The 16,390-nt window shown below is 30.0% G+C and carries 14 protein-coding genes, 1 tRNA gene and 1 other annotated feature; all 15 genes read right to left on the reverse strand.

Annotated features, from left to right (window positions below; translation table 4 throughout):
- Positions 1–89: 89 nt before the first annotated feature.
- Positions 90–1,442, reverse strand: a complete 1,353-nt coding sequence (locus ELUMI_RS03870) for a Sapep family Mn(2+)-dependent dipeptidase (RefSeq protein WP_025734626.1) — start codon at positions 1,440–1,442, stop codon at positions 90–92.
- 68 nt (positions 1,443–1,510) lie between these two features.
- Complete coding sequence (locus ELUMI_RS03875; protein ID WP_025734625.1) at positions 1,511–2,431, reverse strand: DnaJ domain-containing protein; 921 nt, start codon at positions 2,429–2,431, stop codon at positions 1,511–1,513.
- Between the two features lie 47 nt (positions 2,432–2,478).
- The gene (gene rpmA, locus ELUMI_RS03880; RefSeq protein WP_420855233.1) at positions 2,479–2,775 is read right to left on the reverse strand and encodes a 50S ribosomal protein L27; all 297 of its coding nucleotides are present in this window, start codon (positions 2,773–2,775) and stop codon (positions 2,479–2,481) included.
- A 5-nt stretch (positions 2,776–2,780) separates the two neighbouring features.
- Positions 2,781–3,092: a ribosomal-processing cysteine protease Prp gene (locus ELUMI_RS03885; RefSeq protein ID WP_025734623.1), complete on the reverse strand. Its 312-nt coding sequence runs from the start codon at positions 3,090–3,092 to the stop codon at positions 2,781–2,783.
- A gap of 20 nt (positions 3,093–3,112) precedes the next feature.
- Positions 3,113–3,415, reverse strand: a complete 303-nt coding sequence (gene rplU, locus ELUMI_RS03890) for a 50S ribosomal protein L21 (RefSeq protein WP_025734622.1) — start codon at positions 3,413–3,415, stop codon at positions 3,113–3,115.
- Positions 3,416–3,422: 7 nt separating this feature from the next.
- Positions 3,423–3,501, reverse strand: a sequence feature (ribosomal protein L21 leader region).
- A 117-nt stretch (positions 3,502–3,618) separates the two neighbouring features.
- Positions 3,619–3,695 (reverse strand) — tRNA-Arg (locus ELUMI_RS03895).
- A 29-nt stretch (positions 3,696–3,724) separates the two neighbouring features.
- A complete protein-coding gene (locus tag ELUMI_RS03900; protein WP_025734621.1) occupies positions 3,725–4,036 on the reverse strand; it encodes a hypothetical protein in 312 nt (103 codons plus the stop codon).
- Positions 4,037–4,056: 20 nt separating this feature from the next.
- A complete protein-coding gene (gene rsmI / locus ELUMI_RS03905; RefSeq protein ID WP_025734620.1) occupies positions 4,057–4,944 on the reverse strand; it encodes a 16S rRNA (cytidine(1402)-2'-O)-methyltransferase in 888 nt (295 codons plus the stop codon).
- Positions 4,945–4,982: 38 nt separating this feature from the next.
- Positions 4,983–5,453, reverse strand: a complete 471-nt coding sequence (gene greA, locus ELUMI_RS03910; RefSeq protein WP_025734619.1) for a transcription elongation factor GreA — start codon at positions 5,451–5,453, stop codon at positions 4,983–4,985.
- Positions 5,454–5,480: 27 nt separating this feature from the next.
- Positions 5,481–7,247: an excinuclease ABC subunit UvrC gene (uvrC, locus tag ELUMI_RS03915; RefSeq protein WP_025734618.1), complete on the reverse strand. Its 1,767-nt coding sequence runs from the start codon at positions 7,245–7,247 to the stop codon at positions 5,481–5,483.
- Positions 7,248–7,289: 42 nt separating this feature from the next.
- A complete protein-coding gene (locus tag ELUMI_RS03920; RefSeq protein WP_025734617.1) occupies positions 7,290–8,009 on the reverse strand; it encodes a hypothetical protein in 720 nt (239 codons plus the stop codon).
- Between the two features lie 101 nt (positions 8,010–8,110).
- The gene (locus ELUMI_RS03925; RefSeq protein ID WP_025734616.1) at positions 8,111–10,015 is read right to left on the reverse strand and encodes a M13 family metallopeptidase; all 1,905 of its coding nucleotides are present in this window, start codon (positions 10,013–10,015) and stop codon (positions 8,111–8,113) included.
- Between the two features lie 146 nt (positions 10,016–10,161).
- Positions 10,162–12,960 (reverse strand): oligopeptide ABC transporter substrate-binding protein OppA, encoded by a 2,799-nt coding sequence (gene oppA / locus ELUMI_RS03930; RefSeq protein ID WP_025734615.1) that lies wholly within the window; start codon positions 12,958–12,960, stop codon positions 10,162–10,164.
- 15 nt (positions 12,961–12,975) lie between these two features.
- Entirely contained in the window at positions 12,976–14,826 is a 1,851-nt protein-coding gene (locus ELUMI_RS03935; RefSeq protein ID WP_025734614.1) for an ATP-binding cassette domain-containing protein, read from the reverse strand.
- Between the two features lie 3 nt (positions 14,827–14,829).
- On the reverse strand, positions 14,830–16,389 hold the full coding sequence (locus ELUMI_RS03940; RefSeq protein ID WP_025734613.1) for an oligopeptide/dipeptide ABC transporter ATP-binding protein: 1,560 nt from the start codon (positions 16,387–16,389) through the stop codon (positions 14,830–14,832).
- Between the last annotated feature and the right edge of the window lies 1 nt (position 16,390).

A 16,390-nucleotide genomic window follows, 5' to 3' on the forward strand; every position in this document is an offset into this window, starting at 1 on the left:
TGTATATATCTGTTCAGTCATACACAATAAAATTATTATAACCCAAATAATCAAAAAAAGCCCTTTAATTTGAGCTTTTTTAGCAATTTTTATTTAGTTAAAAGCACGATTGCTTTAGTATAAATTTCAAGCATTTTTTCTAAATCTTCAATTGGAACATTTTCATTATAGGCATGCATAGTTGAACGATTAATATCAAATTCAGCCCCAAATGCAACAAGTCCTGGCATCGCTTTAGCATAAGTTCCACCCCCAATTGCTAGGGGTTGAGATTTTAAATCTCCAGTTACTTCTTGATAAACTTTCATAATTTTTTGCACCATTTCAGATTCTTTTGGCACATAAACTGAATCTTCAACTGCCATCACTTCTGAAGTTAAACCATATTTTTTAATTTCTTCAGTAATTTTTGGAATGAATTTTTCTTTTGGTTCAGTGAACACCGGCACTCGATAGTTAAATGCTAATCTTTGTTTACCGTTTTCGATCTCAATGATTCCTAAATTTTGGGTTAAAACTCCAGTTTCATCTTCGATATTGGGGAATACTTGAGAAAAATTGTGATTATTGTGAATATGTTCACACATAAAATCAACGATTTTATGTTTAATTCCGACATTTTTCATTGCTTGAAATAAATGTGTTGCTGCATTCACACCAAGTCAAGGTAAAGATCCATGACCAGATTTTCCTTTAACCATTAAAAGACCATTTTTGCGTTCGGTTTTAATCCCGTTTTTATTTAAATCTGCTTCAATTTCTGCTTCTTTTGGTCCTTTGTAACTGATGTAATCAGCCACAACATTGTAAGCTTCTCCACCTTTAATTTCAAAATCAGTTGGATGTGTTCCGTGCATATCTAAGTCCACAATTCATTTTTCAGCATAAACCACAGGGAATTCACCATCAGGAACATATCCAGCTGTTGCGACTCCAAAATCAGCAATGTAAGCACGAATTGATTCTCAAGTTGTTTCTTCGGTTAAACCAAAAATCATACGAATTTTATATTTATCACTTTGGAAATTGTTATCTTTTAAATATTTAAGACCATAAAGGTTCATCATTGTTGGACCTTTATCATCAAATGAACCACGTCCAAATAATTTTCCATCTTTAACTAATGGTTCGAATGGAGGTGTTGTTCATTCTTCAATATTTCCTGTTGGAACAACATCTAAATGACAAAGAATAACAAATAATTCTTTGTCATCATCACCATAATCTAAAAAACCATAACGATTTTCAGGATCTTGATAAGTTTTAAAACCAAGTTCGTTTCCTAACTTGATCATGTAATCTAAAACTTCTTTGGTTCCTTCTCCATATGGAGCTTTTGGTTTGGCTTCGGTTTTAAAAGATTTAATTTTAATTAATTCTTTTGTTTTTTCTAATGCTAATGGAAAGTAATTTTCCATTAGCTGTTGCATGTTAATTTTCATAGTAAATACCACTTTTTTTCTATCTTTACTTCTAATTATAAATCTTAAAAGTGGTAATTTTAATAGTTTTATTTGATGTTTCTAACTTTTTTCACCAAATCATAGGCTGCATTGATCTTGGCCATCTTCTCTTTTGCTTGATGTGAATCGTTTTTATCTGGGTGGTATTCCATGGCAAGTTGACGATATTTGGTTTTCAATTCTTGATCAGAAATTTGTTCATCAACACCAAGTGTTTTATATGCTTTTCCAAGTTCGCTCGCTTGTTCATTGAAGTTATATGATTGTTGATTTTGTTCAGATTGATTAAATGAAGAATTGGTATATCTGATTCTGTTAATGTCTGCATATAATTGTTGAATAATAATTTGGACATCATTGTTTAAATTCATGTAAAATTCTTCAATTTTTTGATGCAAAAAATGTTTGTAATCATTGTTTTGTTGACCATGAATAATTTTTTGCGGATCTTCTTCTAAGACATTACCAATGATTGCAGGAATAATTTTTTGAATATAACAATTAACCATTTGTTCTTGAAAGACATCTAAAAATAGATTGTAATATAGTAATAAAAAATCAATTGCTCGTTGTGATTGCGGTAAATTGATTTTATCAAAAGCAATTAGTAAATTTCTTTCTTGTTCAATTCAATACTTCATAAAATTTTCTTCATAATGTTTTAAAGTTAATAAAATCAGGTCGATTTTTTTACTACTAATATTCTTTTTGATTAATCAAGATTTGATTTCATTATAGTCACTGAAAAACGGAAACACATTAAAAACTTCTTCAATTCCGTAAAAGGGAATTTGATGAGTTTTTTGGACTCTTTGAAATCAAATCATTTTGTTTTTTTCAAAAACATCAAATGTTCGATCACCTTTTGCCCCTCGTTTTCCTCGTGATTTTTTATACCAAAAACCACCTGATGATGAAAAAACAGAAATTATTGCAAAGATGATAAGAAAGATAAATATATTGTTCATAAAAATATTTTACCTTAAAATTAGGTAAAAAAAATAGCCGATATGGGCTATTTTGATTCTTGCATCACAACTTTAACTCTAGTACGTCCTTTGTTAAATCTTTCGTATTTGACAATTCCTGACACTAAAGCAAATAATGTATCATCTCCACCACGACCAACATTTTGTCCTGGGTGAATTTTTGTTCCACGTTGTCTAAAAATAATTGATCCTGCATTAGCAAATTGTCCATCAGCTTTTTTAGCTCCTAGACGTTTTGATTCTGAGTCACGACCGTTTTTAGTTGACCCTACTCCTTTTTTAGAAGCAAAGAACTGTAAACCTAATAAATATTTAAATTTCATCATAACTAACGAACCTCCTTTAATTCTACATTTTTTGGATATTGAGCAATGATTGTTGCTAATTGAATTTTTAACATTTCAAACATCGTTTGAATTTGTTGATTACTATTTTTAAGTTTTAATTCAATTCAATTGTCATCCACAATAATTTCAATATCATTTTCAAATTTTTGATCAAAAGCATTTAAGGCTCCATTGATGATTCCACTGATTGCTGCACAAACTAAATCTTGTCCATATTCACCAGCTAAAGCATGTCCTGTTAGCTCAATACTTTTGTATTCATTATTGTGATAAGTTATTTTTATTTTAACCATCTTATCACTCCTTTACGAAATTATTTAGCAATAATTTCGTCGATTTTTACTTTTGTGTATGGTTGTCTGTGACCATAAACTTTATTAACATTTTTCTTTGGGTGGTATCTAATAACACGGATTTTTTTATCTTTTCCATGTTTTAGAATTGTCCCCATTACTTTAGCACCCTTGATAGTTGGGCTACCAATTGTTCCATCGATCATCAATACTTCGTCAAAAGCAATTTTTGAATCAACTTCACCTGTTAATAATTCCACAAAAATTTCTTGTCCTGGTTCAACTTTAATTTGTTTTCCACCAGTTTTAATAATTGCAAACATTATTTTTCCTCCAGTCTAGACTCGCCTTTGCATGTGAGAATTAACTTCTACTTGAAACATGCTTTTAAGAGCGGTTGAAACTTTTTAAGATTTCAACTTAATATATAATACACTTTTTTTCATAAAAATGTTTATTATATTGGATTTTATTTAGGTTTTTCGGGTAGAAAGGCTCACGATGTGAGCCTTTATTTTTTCAATTTTGGCGTCCATAGGGAGAATCAAACTTCCGACCTACAGCTTAGGAGGCTGTTGCTCTATTCAACTGAGCTATATGGACATATAAAAAGGCAAAAGCCTTTTTTGATTTTAAAGAATATCGTGTGGTTGGTCAATTGGTTGCACATCATGATGATGTGTAATTACTTCAGGCACATAAACACTTGGTGCTTCGTGCATTTTTGCTTCAATTTCTTTGGTGTTATCTCAACTAACATCAGATGCTTTAGATTTAACATGACCTTTAACGTCATCTTTATGTCCAAAGGAAATAATTGCATTAAAAATTCCACCAATAAATTGAATTCCAACTTCCAAGAGCGCAGCTATACCTCCTAATAAAGCGCCTGTAATATGCCCTCCACTCGTACTCTTAAGTTCTTGTTTTGTAAGTTCCCTCACTTTTATCACCCCTATATAGATTAGGAATTTTTTTTCATTTTGATGTATTTATTGTAAATTTCATTCTTTTTTAAGTCATAAAGGTCTGAAATCATTTCGCTTGCTCTCTTTAATTTATAACCCTCATTTAAATATTTTTCAACAAGCTCAAGCAATTGAGGATCATTCATTTCAAGATTTTGATGCTTGTTGACATCCAAAACAAGCACAAATTCCCCTTTTTCAACAAAAGCCTCTGATTGAATAAAATCATTGACTTCAACAATATTGCCTTGAATAATTTGCTCATTGATTTTGGTCAATTCTCTGGCAATCATTAAATCTTGGTGAGGATTAATTTCCATTAAAGTTTTGATCGTGTCTTTGATTCGGTGCACAGATTCATAAAAAACTATCAGATGATCATTGCTATACTTATTCAACACTTGTTGGAGTTCTTCTTTTTTGGCTTTAAGGTTTTTATTGCGAATAAATCCATAAAATAGATTAGAAATATTGGTGTAACCAGCAATCACCAACGCGTGAATATAAGCAGGTCCAACGTTGATTGCTGTTACATTAAAATCAGGATTTAGAGCTCGAATTTTACTGATCACAATTGCTCCGGGATCAGAAATAATTGGAGCCCCAGCATCACTCACAATCGCAATATTTTGGTGATTTTCTAACCGCTTAATTATTTGATCAATTTTTTCCACTTCATTAACTTTGTTTAAAGAAATCAATGGTTTATCAATCTGATATTTTTTAAACAAAGTTTTTGAAGTGCGAGTATCTTCACAAAAAATCACATCCACTGTTTTTAAAATCGAAATTGCTCGATAAGAAAAATCATCCAAATTCCCAATTGGGGTTCCAACTAAATAAACTGTTGGAGCATCATTTTTAAATGTGTTTTGATTAATCATAAATTCCTTTCACAAAAAAGGACCTTTTAAGGCCCTGATTACTTAACAGATTTAATTGTTATTTTGTAAGGATTTTGAATATCTCTTACTTCAACTGTTTCACCTTCAGGATGACCAATCATGGCTTTAGCTAATGGTGATTCATTTGAGACAGTTCCTAAGAAAGGATCAGCTTCAACTGCACCAACGATTTTAACGACTTTAACATCTGTTAAACCTTTAGTTGTAAATTCAACAGTTGATCCAATTTTAACATTTCCTTTTCTGTCAGCTTTTGTATCAATCACTTTAACTTTTGATATCATTGCTTCGATTTCATTAATTTTAGCTTCGATTTCTGCTTGTCTATTTCTAGCAGCATCATAATCGGCGTTTTCACTTAAATCACCTTGATTACGAGCTTCAACTAATTCAGCAATTACTTGAGGACGCACAATCTCAATCAAATATTTTAATTCTTGTTTTTTTTCTTCCAAACCTTCTTTGGTTAAAATAATTTTTTCAGTCATATTACCATCCTTTTTTAACTTTATTGATTATACATTACTATTTAGAAAATGCATTAAGTTTTTTGTAGTATTTTTATTTTTAATCACTTGGTTTAATTGATCAAATGAACAATTTTTCATTTGATCAATTGTTGGAAAAATTTTAAACAGGGATTGGATTTTTTTCTCACCTAAACCTTCGACTTTTAAAAGTGAGTTTGTGAGTAATTGGTTATTTTGTTTTTTTCTGAACCCAGCTTTAGCATACGCATCAACGCGAATTTGCATTCCACTTAGAAAATTATAAATTTGAGATTTTCTTTCTAATTTAATGATATTTTCTTGAACATCAATTAACTCATTTGTTTTATGATGATCATCTTTGGATAAACCAATGACTGGAATTTTTGCAAGTTTTAAAGCATTTAAAACTTGCTTAGCAAATTGCACATGAACTAAACCCCCATCAATAATAATTAAATTTGGCAGTGGTGTTTTTTCATCAAGCATTTTTTGATAGCGACGCGATAAAAGATATTGTAATCGATGCAAATCATCGCGTTCTGAAATTTCGATATTGTATTTGCGAAAACTATTTCGATCAGGTTTACCATTTTTATAAACAACAACCCCACCAGTCACAAATTCATCACCAATGTTGGAAATATCAAACATTTCGATGTGATGTAAGTATTCTCTTACATCAAGCAAAACACTTAACTCATCAAGAATTTGTGCTTCTCTATTGATTGCTGTTCGTTGATTTAAATTTGTGACACGCATAAATTCTTGGGTATTTTGGATGGCGATTGACATTAAATTTTTTTCAATCTTATTAATTGGATGGGTTGCAATCGTTTTAATTTGAATTGGTAAATCATTTAAATTCAACTCTTTTGGCAGAATCAGTTCATCAGGAATCATATTTTTTTTGTAAATTTGGGCTAAATAAAAATCTAAAATTTCATCTAAATCTTGTTCATTATAATCAGCGATGATTTGATCTTTATTAAGTAATTTTCCACCACGATAAAACAACATTGTAATGGCAATTTGATCATGATTAAATTCAAAAGCTAAAACATCACGATTTTTATGATCATTTAATTCAACGTTGTTTGACTCAACAACAAAACTAAAAGACTTAATTAAATCTTTAATTCTTTGTGCATGTTCAAATTGCAAATTATCAGCTGCCAAATGCATTTTCAAAACTAAATCTTTTCCCAATGAAGCAATATTTCCGGCAAAAAAACGCGAAATTTTTTGAATTTGGTCTTGGTAATATTTGTGATCAACCTTTTTAAAACAAGCTCCTGAACATTGACCAATTGAATAATAAAAGCATGGTTGACCCAAGTTTCCTTTACATCTTCTTAAGGGATAGGTTTGTTCTAACAAACCTAAAATTTTTCGAGCCGATGTTCCTTGAGGTAGTGGACCATAACTTTTCAAATATTTTTTATCAAATTTTCGCACATATTTATATTGCGGATCATTTTCATTGGTGACAACAATATATGGGTATGCTTTATCATCATTTAAAAGAATATTATATTTTGGATGATGTTTTTTGATCAAATTTTCTTCTAACAATAATGCTTCTTTTTCATTATTGACAACAAAATAATTCAGATCAACAATATTCCTAACTAGACGCGTGGTTTTGATATTATGAACACGATTAAAATATGATGTGACACGCTTTTTTAAATTTTTGGCTTTTCCGACATAAATGACTTCACCATTTTTATTTAAATAAATATAACAACCAGATTTTTCTGGTAAATTTTGAATTTTTGTTTGTAACTCTATCATATTAATTATTTTATACTTATTAAATCTAGGAACAAGATTTTATAAAAGTTGATTGGCATTTTCTAGTTTTTCCTTGATGTGACTAATCAGTAAAAAATTGTATTTAAAAGAGTATTCATATTCTTCAATTTGGTGGTGATTATATTTTTTAATTTGCAGATTCAAAATGATTTGACGCAGAATTAAAAAAGATAAACCAACTGTTAAAAAGATTGCTAAAACCACAATTGATAAAATTAATTCTCAATGAAAATGATCAGTTTTAAGTGCTCATTCACTCATGAAACAACCAAAGATTAAACCACATAAAATGACATCAAAAACAAAATATTTAATGTTCAAAAATTTTAATGTTTCTTTGTTTTTGATTTTATGAAAAACATCATTTTGCATAAATTCACCAAGTTTTAAATTTATTTGTCTGTAATATTCATTAAAGACAAATAAATAACTTTTGGTTCTATTCAATGCATTAAAATCATTTGCAACAATTCTTTGTTTGGTATTTTTCAACACTATAAAACCAATAATATTTTTAATTAAAGTTTGAACAGCATATCATAACAAACCACTCAAAACAAAAAATAATAAGTTAATTAAAGAACGTGGATTGGGAAGAATATTATTTGTCAGCGATAAAATATTTACAATCAAAAGTAGTAAAGGAATCAAAATCAAAACAGCAGAATAAATAATTCTGCCTTTGATTTTGTTTAATTGTTCATCAATTCTAAATTTTAAAAAGTCTTTTGTTTCCATCTTTCTTATTATATCAATCTAATTGAAAGTTCTTGCTTTTTAATCACAATTTAGAAAAACTAAAAATGATAAAAAAAGATGCAAAATAATGCATCTTCTTTTTATCAAACTTTAATTCTTTTTTCTGGGTCCAGGTACATTTGATCACCTGGTTTTGTATTATATGTTTCATGGAATTCATCAAGATGAATGAAAACTCCATTACATCTAAATTCTTCTGGAGAATGAGGGTCAATCACTAATCTAGTATGTCTTTCTCGATCAACCATTGTTCTTCTTCAAACCATTGCATTATTTTCAAAGAAAGCCTTTAAATCATTTGGGCATTGCTCTTTGCAAATATCTAAAGCAGCAGCAAGACCACTTAAATCACCAATGTTTTCTCCCAATGTAAATTTACCATTAACATTGATTCCATCAATTTGATATTGATTATATTGTTCGACTAATTTTTGAGTGCGCAAACGATATTGCTCATGGTCTTCATCAGTTCATCAATTATTTAAATTACCAATTTTATCATAACGACTTCCTTGATCATCAAATCCATGACTAACTTCATGCCCAATAACAGCTCCAATTCCACCTAAATTTTGTGCTTTAGATTGTTTAATATCATAAAATGGTGCTTGTAAAATTCCGGCTGGGAAACAAATTTCGTTTGTGTTTGGATTGTAATAAGCATTTACTGTTTGTGGATGCATTGATCACTTATCACGATCAACTGGTAAAGCAATTTCTTTAAGATTCTTTTCAATAAAAAACTTCGAAATATTCATCACATTTTCAAATAAACTACCACCATCAACATATTTATTAATGATAATTGAACTGAAATCGTTTCATTTGTCTGGATAACCGATTTTAATGGTAATCGCATTTAATTTTTCAATCGCTTGTTGTTTTGTTGTTTGTGACATTCAGTCTAATTTTTGAATTCGATTTGAATAAATTCTAATTAAATCTTTAACTATTGTTAAAACATCTTGTTTGGCAGATTCTGAAAAATGTTCTTTAATATATTCTTGTCCTATAATTTCACCTAATAGCTTATTAACAAATTCAACTGCTTGATTTATTGGGGTTTTCATTTTTTCAATTCCATTAAAAATAGAAGCATATTGAAACTTAATTTCATATATTTTTTCTGTTAAAAGTTTTGAAAAACTAGATAAAACTTGAAATTTCATAATATCTTTAATTGCTGTTAAATCAGTTTTTAACAGCAATTCATTTAATTTTGCAAAAAATTTTGGTTCATGTAAAACCATGATTTTAGCTTTATCATAGCCTGTTTGATTGAAATAAGTTTTTCAATCAATAAAACTACATAGTTGATTTAGTTGAGCAAAATCAACAACATTATAAGTGTTATTAGGATCACGTCATTCTTCTGGTTTAAGCATCACTTTAGCAGCTTCAGTTTCAAAATCAAAAATGGTTTGAAAAACATTTGCACCATTAAATGAAACACCACTTTCCTTAATTAAACTATTAACATAAATTTCATATGCATTTTTAAGTTCTTGATAACGATTATTTGTTGGTTCATAAAAATCACGATCACGCATTCCTAAATCTATTGAATCAATTATTGATGCTCGTTGAAAACTATTTTTATCATCACTATCAATACCTATAGAATGGAAAAATGTAATTTTAAATTCTAGAAAAGATTCAATTAAAAATTTTGTAAAATCTGCTTTTGAACTTAATTGATCAATCTTATTAATGATTGGTTGGATGGGAGAAATCCCTTGTTCATTTCTCTTATTAAAATTTAAATAATTATCAAAAAGATTTACAATTTGTGTTTGAGCTAAATTTAATTTAGCAGGACTTTTCTTAAGAGATTCAATCAATTTTTTAACATCATCTAACGATTTTTGATGAAGAATTTCAAAACTTCCTCAACTTGAATAACCATCCGGTATAGGTGTTTTTTCAATTCATTCTTGATTATAATGTTGATAAAAATTATCTTCTAGTTTCGTGTTTTTTCCCATTTTTGGCTCCTTGTTCTATTTACCTAATTAAGTTAAATTATATCTAAAATCCTTTTAAAAGGTAAAAAAAGAACCTTATTTTGATTAAAATTTTCATTTAATCAAAATAAGGTTTTTAATAAAAATAACATTTGTTGTTTTTAGTTTTATGATCTTCTTGGTCCTTTCATAGGAGCAGCTTGTTTCCCAGAATTATCAGAAAATTCTCATAAATGATCTGCATAAATTGGGTCATTATTTTTAAATTTTTCTTGTTCAGCTTCAAATTGTTCACGTGTTCATAGCTTAGGAATCATTTTAACACCGAACATACGGAAATGACTAGATCCTGTTGGATATGTTGGAGATGTAAAATTATTTAGATATGAGATAGTCATTGTAGTACCTAATTTTTTTACTTGCATTGGTAAAATTAAATTCGCGTTTATAATACCATCATATTCTGCTTCAGCAAATTTTGTATAACGCTCATGCATAACACCAATTGTATCAGTTGTTTCTACTCTGGTTGTAAATGTTTCAAATGATTTTAATAAATTTGCATAAATTTTTACACCATTTGGAATCTCGGTAATTAATTTTCCAGGTTTTAATTTGACTGATCTATCAGTTCCTTGAGTCTCTTCTTTATCAAATATTTTTGTAAGATTTTGATAGTTATCATACTCTCCTCCATATGTTACTGTGTGTAAAAAATTATAAGGGTCAGCATAATCTGGTATTCACCCAGCTATTGATAAATCAAATTTACCAGCATTTAGTAAAGTTCTATAACCATCCTGATCTGTTGATACTAGTTCAACTATTTTGAATGGATTATTAGGCACCTCATTAAATAAACCAATCATGTTGTGAATGTATCTATTTGAAGTGTTTGAATTAGATCCACTCATTAAAAATTGGAGTTCAACTTGTTTGCCTTCACCAACAGCAAATTTTAAATCTGATTTAACACGATCTTGAAAAATTTTAATTTTTTCTTTTTCGTATTTTGTGTACAATCCATCTGCTTTAGCTTTTTCAACACTTCCTGCATCATCAATTTCTTCGTTTTGTTTTATGACAATTGCTTTAAATTTTTCGTAATTTTCTCTATTATCACTAACCTTACCAGCAATATCTTGAGATAGTGCTTGCAATGCTAGTAGATCATTTCGACGATGTGCATCATAACCATCATTTAAATTTTTACTAAAATTATAACGAATATCAAACTGAGGATCTTTCTGGTTTGGATCTAATCCTTGGGAAATTTTTTTAGCTTCGTCAGTATATTTAGTATTCATGAAATCTAAAGCATAGTCTTTCTTTACTTTATCATCATAATATGTGGCAAAACCAGATGAAGTATAACTATTTCTAATGAATTTAGAAATTTGTTTTCCATTTTGATCCACTTCATTTTTAGGACCATCCATTGCTTCGGAATAATATTTAACAAGTTCTGTACGTTCTAGCATGTATGAAATATAAGCTCTAACAGAGTTTTGTGATATTGCAATTGCTGAATCTGCAAGTTTGTCTCCATTTAATTTTGCATAATTATAAAGAAGGAAATTGGTAGTTGTACTTGGTTTTTTAATCGCATGCGATCCTGTGAAAACAGGATTGTCATAATCAGAACCAACATACTTATTTCAACCACTGGAATCGACTGGATCAAGTGCGACTCCACTGACATCTCCGGCTTCAAAAAATAGTCTTGGTTTAGATATGTCATTCCCAGTAACTGCAGAATATATTTGTCTTTTAACATACGCTTTTTCTTTATTGAAATAGAATGGATTAGTTTTTAAAATTAACGCAGTATTTGGTCCATAACTTTCAACTACATAAGCCCCTGATACCCAAACCTTTTCTCATGTTCTTCCATAATTGTAACTAGAAAATGATGTGGTTTCATAGTCAACAGAGATTGGGGGCATTGGTGCAAAAGCCACGAATGCTGCAATTGATTCGAAGTATTCAGCTGGTTTTTGTAAACGGATTGTTAAGTTATAATTTTCAAGTGTTGGTGTCAATGCATCACCTTCATAAATTTGGGCATGATTTTTTTTAGTTTTTCCATCAATTATTTCTGCTCCACGTATAATACCACCGTTAGTCATACTTTTAACTACTTCTTTTTCATAATATTCTGAAGGTTTAGCAGAAATAAAAACAATATCTTTTACCACTTCTTCTTTAATTAAGTTTTGATTATCTCCGCGTGTTTGATGACCAAATTGCTTTTTCCAATCAAAGGATTTAGCTTTTTTACCATCAGCTCACTCATCTCCACGATTATTACCTCTATCAAGTCATTCACCATATTTTAAGTTGTAATATAAAATTGCAGAATCTACAGCCTTAGTAACACGGACATTAGTAACTGTTGGATTTTCAGTACTTGAACCTTTTCTATTGTCAAAAAATTGAGGATATTCTTTTTTTAATGTTTTAAGAAAATCAACTAGTTCATTTCCCTCAGCCACAATTGAAGATCAAGTTGCTTGATTCTGGGATTGACTGTAATCATTAAAAATAAAACGGAAAGCATCAAAAATACCTTTTGGTCCGATTTGACCTTTAACTTCATATCCACTATTTGAATTTGAAGGATCTTTTAATCCAGTTCAAGTCGCTTCATCACGAACATCAAAGTATCATTCAACTTTGCTAGTATTTTTACCTCATCATCGAGCTAAACTACCTTCAAATCCATCATGAGCATTTGGTGTCAGTAATGTATCTTGCATTTGCGTAATGAATTGTGAATCACTTTCTTCCATACTTGTCCCAGATGACCATGAAATCATAGGAGAATTAAGTATGCTTCTGTATGTTTCTGTATCAACTGTGCGGTTTAATAATTTTTCATTTGTTAAAGGACCACAAGCAACAACAGTTGTAGTTGTTGATGCGACAAGTCCAATCACGGTTAATAATGATAATATTTTTTTCATAATTCAATCCTCCTTCTATTTGGTTTTAAAATTTTGTTGGTGAATTTTTAATTCACGATCATTGGCATAAACATGATGTCCAGCAGCAATTTCTGTTCACTTTGGAAAATCTGTAATGTAATCAAAGTGTTCTTTTTCTGGTTCGTATTTAAAGTGCGTTTTGCTTTTTTCTTGTTCAGGATCTGGTAATGGAATCGCACTTAATAAAGATTTTGTGTATGGATGAAGCGGATTTGAAAATAATTCATCAGCATCAGCTAACTCAACAAGATCCCCACGATAAATAACTGCAATACGGTCAGAGACAAATCGAGCAACACTTAAATCATGTGAAATGAAAACATAAGTCAGATTTAATTCTTTTTGAAATTTAGCAAGTAAATTCATAACTTGAGCTCGAATGGAAACGTCAAGGGCTGAAATCGGTTCATCAGCTACGATGAAACTTGGTTTCATCACAAGTGCTCTGGCAATCCCAATTCTTTGACGTTGTCCCCCACTAAATTCGTGTGGGTAACGTGATAAGTGTTCTGGTAACATTCCAACTGATGATAATAATTGTGATATCAAAAATTTCTTCACATCTTTTGGTTTGACGTCTTCAGCTGTGATTCATTCACTTTCTGGTTTATCGTGATTACTTCATTCAATATATGTTTGAACTGCTTCTTGACTTTTAAAAAGATGTGGAAAATTTTCTAATCCTTCAGCAATAATTCCTTCAACAGGCATTCTGTCATTTAATGAAGAAGCTGGATCTTGGAAAATCATTTGCATTTCTTGTTTTAAGTTATGTCTTTCTTTTTTGTTCGGAATTTTATAATTTTCCACTTCACGAACTTGTTTTTGAATATGAGGTAATTGCAATAATTCTCTCATGTGTTCTAATTCAGCAACTAATTCAAATTTTTGTTTTTCCGTATTTGAAATAATTCTACGTTCAATTGTTTCTATGTGCGTTTTACGCCCACGATCTGTTGATGATAAATCTAGATTGAAATAGTGCATATTTCGAGCTTGATCTAACAGGACAGAAATCTTTTTATGATCTTGAACAATCAACTCTAAGAGTTTTCCTAAATCTTTGAAAAATTTAGAAATTGATGTGTATTTACTATTTAAAACTGCTTCACGAATGGCTTTGATTAATTCTAAATTTTCATAAATTTTATTCTCTAAAGCTTTAGCTTGTAAAACGATTTTATAAGTTTGATCTTGATATTTGATAATCGCTTTTCTTAATTTTTTATCAACTTCCACGTTTTGGGCAATTGAGTCCACAAATTGAATAGTTTTTTCTTGAATACGAATAATTTTTAAAAGACGTTTTAAGTTATCTTTGACAGATTCGGTCACATAATTTAAGTTTTTATCTCTTTTAACTGAAATAATATTGGTTGATTTTAAATCAACCCCTTCAGCAATCGCACGATCAACTCCATCATCATACTCTTTTAATTGTTTAGTTTTTAAATCATAATTTTTTGAATCGATATATTTATGATAAGTACGTTTGAATTCATCAAGATATTCATTCAAACGATTGGTTGTTGTTTTTTGGTTCATTCGCATAATTCGAATATTATGCGAAATTTTGACGTTTAATTTATTTAAATCTGGTGGTTTCCCATGTGCCACACGACCATTGAAATAAACTGTTCCATCGGAAATCGGTTGAATCCCAATTATCGCACGACCAACTGTGGTTTTACCACTTCCAGATTCTCCAATCAATCCAAAAGTTTCACCTTTATAAATATCAAAGTTGACACCTTTGACAGCTTTATTTTTTTTACGTCCATGACCGAATTCGATTAATAAATTACGAATTTCAAGAATTGGTTGTTGTTGTTTTTTCTCACTCATAACTTATTCACCTACTCTCGATGCACTGATGGTTTCGTGCAATTTATTTAGTTGTTTTGGTTTTTTAATTTTTGGAGCACGTGGATCTAACAATCATGTTTTAGCTCCATGTGTTTTACTAATTTCAAACATTGGTGGTTCAACTTCATAATCAATTGCTAAAGCAAATTCATTTCTTGGAGCAAATGGATCACCTTTAATTTCATTAAATAATGATGGAGGTGTTCCAGCAATTGAGAATAACTCTTCACCTTTTTCACCCAATTGTGGCAATGCACAAAGCAATGCTCATGTGTATGGGTGTTGAGGATTAAAGTAAATATCATGGGTTGTTCCATACTCGATAATTTGACCAGCATAAACGACAGCCACACGATCAGCGATGTTTGCAACCACTCCTAAATCATGAGTAATGAAAATAACTGTTAAATTATATTCGACTTTTAACTCTTTGATTAAATCCAAAATTTGGGCTTGAATTGTCACGTCCAACGCTGTTGTTGGTTCATCACAAATCAAGATTCTTGGTTTACATGCAAGAGCAATTGCAATCACAATACGTTGACGCATTCCCCCTGAATATTTTCCCGGAATATCTTTATAACGGTTTTCAGCGTTCGGAATTTTAACTTTTTTCATCAAATTAATTGCTTCAGCTTTAGCTTCTGCATGACTTAGATTTTGATGTTTTCTTAAAACTTCACTAATTTGTTCTCCAACACTTAATAATGGGTTCAAAGAAGTCATCGGATCTTGGAAAATTGTTGCAATGGTTCCCCCACGTAATTTTTTCAAATCCTTAGTTGCTTGATGTTTATTTTTGAAATATGTTTGGTTTTGATATTCTCAAAATTCTAACAGAATTTTGATTTGTTGAAGTTCAACTTTTTCTTTAGCCTTAGCTGATTGTAAAATTTCTTCAAGCTTTGCTTCAAATTCAGTTCAATAATCTTCTTGTGCTAAATAAGCTAAAGTTGTATCAATTGTTGCTTCATCAAGTACACTAACATCGTTGTTTGCTTGTAAAATTTTCATCAGCGGTTTAACTTTTAATCGCATTTTTAAAGAAAGGCGATTAAATGAGGCCATTTCTTGATGCGCTGCATTAATTTCTTTTTGCAATGATTCAATTGTTTTTTGACTATTTTCAACATCAATATTTTGTTCGATTTGTTTGTTCAAAATTCCAATTTGAATTTTGGCTTTTTTGACACGAGATCTATTGTATGATTTAATACTTTTTCGAGCATCTTTTGTTAATGCACCACGGTGAAATTTGATTAAATTGGTTTCAGTTTTGAAATATGCCTCTGGATCATTTTGTGTTTCTTCATTTGGGTAATACATAATTGAACCACTGGCAATATAACCATTTGATTCCAACATATTGGTCAATGTTTTAGTTAAAACACTTTTACCAGATCCAGATTCTCCAACAATTGCTAAAGTTTCTCCATCGTAAATATCAAAAGAAACGTTACGGATTGATGTTAACATTTTTGAACGAACTCTAAATTTTACTACTATATCTTTCAATGAAAGAATGATTCTATTATTTTCCATA

The sequence above is a fragment of the Williamsoniiplasma luminosum genome (assembly GCF_002803985.1).
Taxonomy (GTDB): domain Bacteria; phylum Bacillota_I; class Bacilli_A; order Mycoplasmatales; family Mycoplasmataceae; genus Williamsoniiplasma; species Williamsoniiplasma luminosum.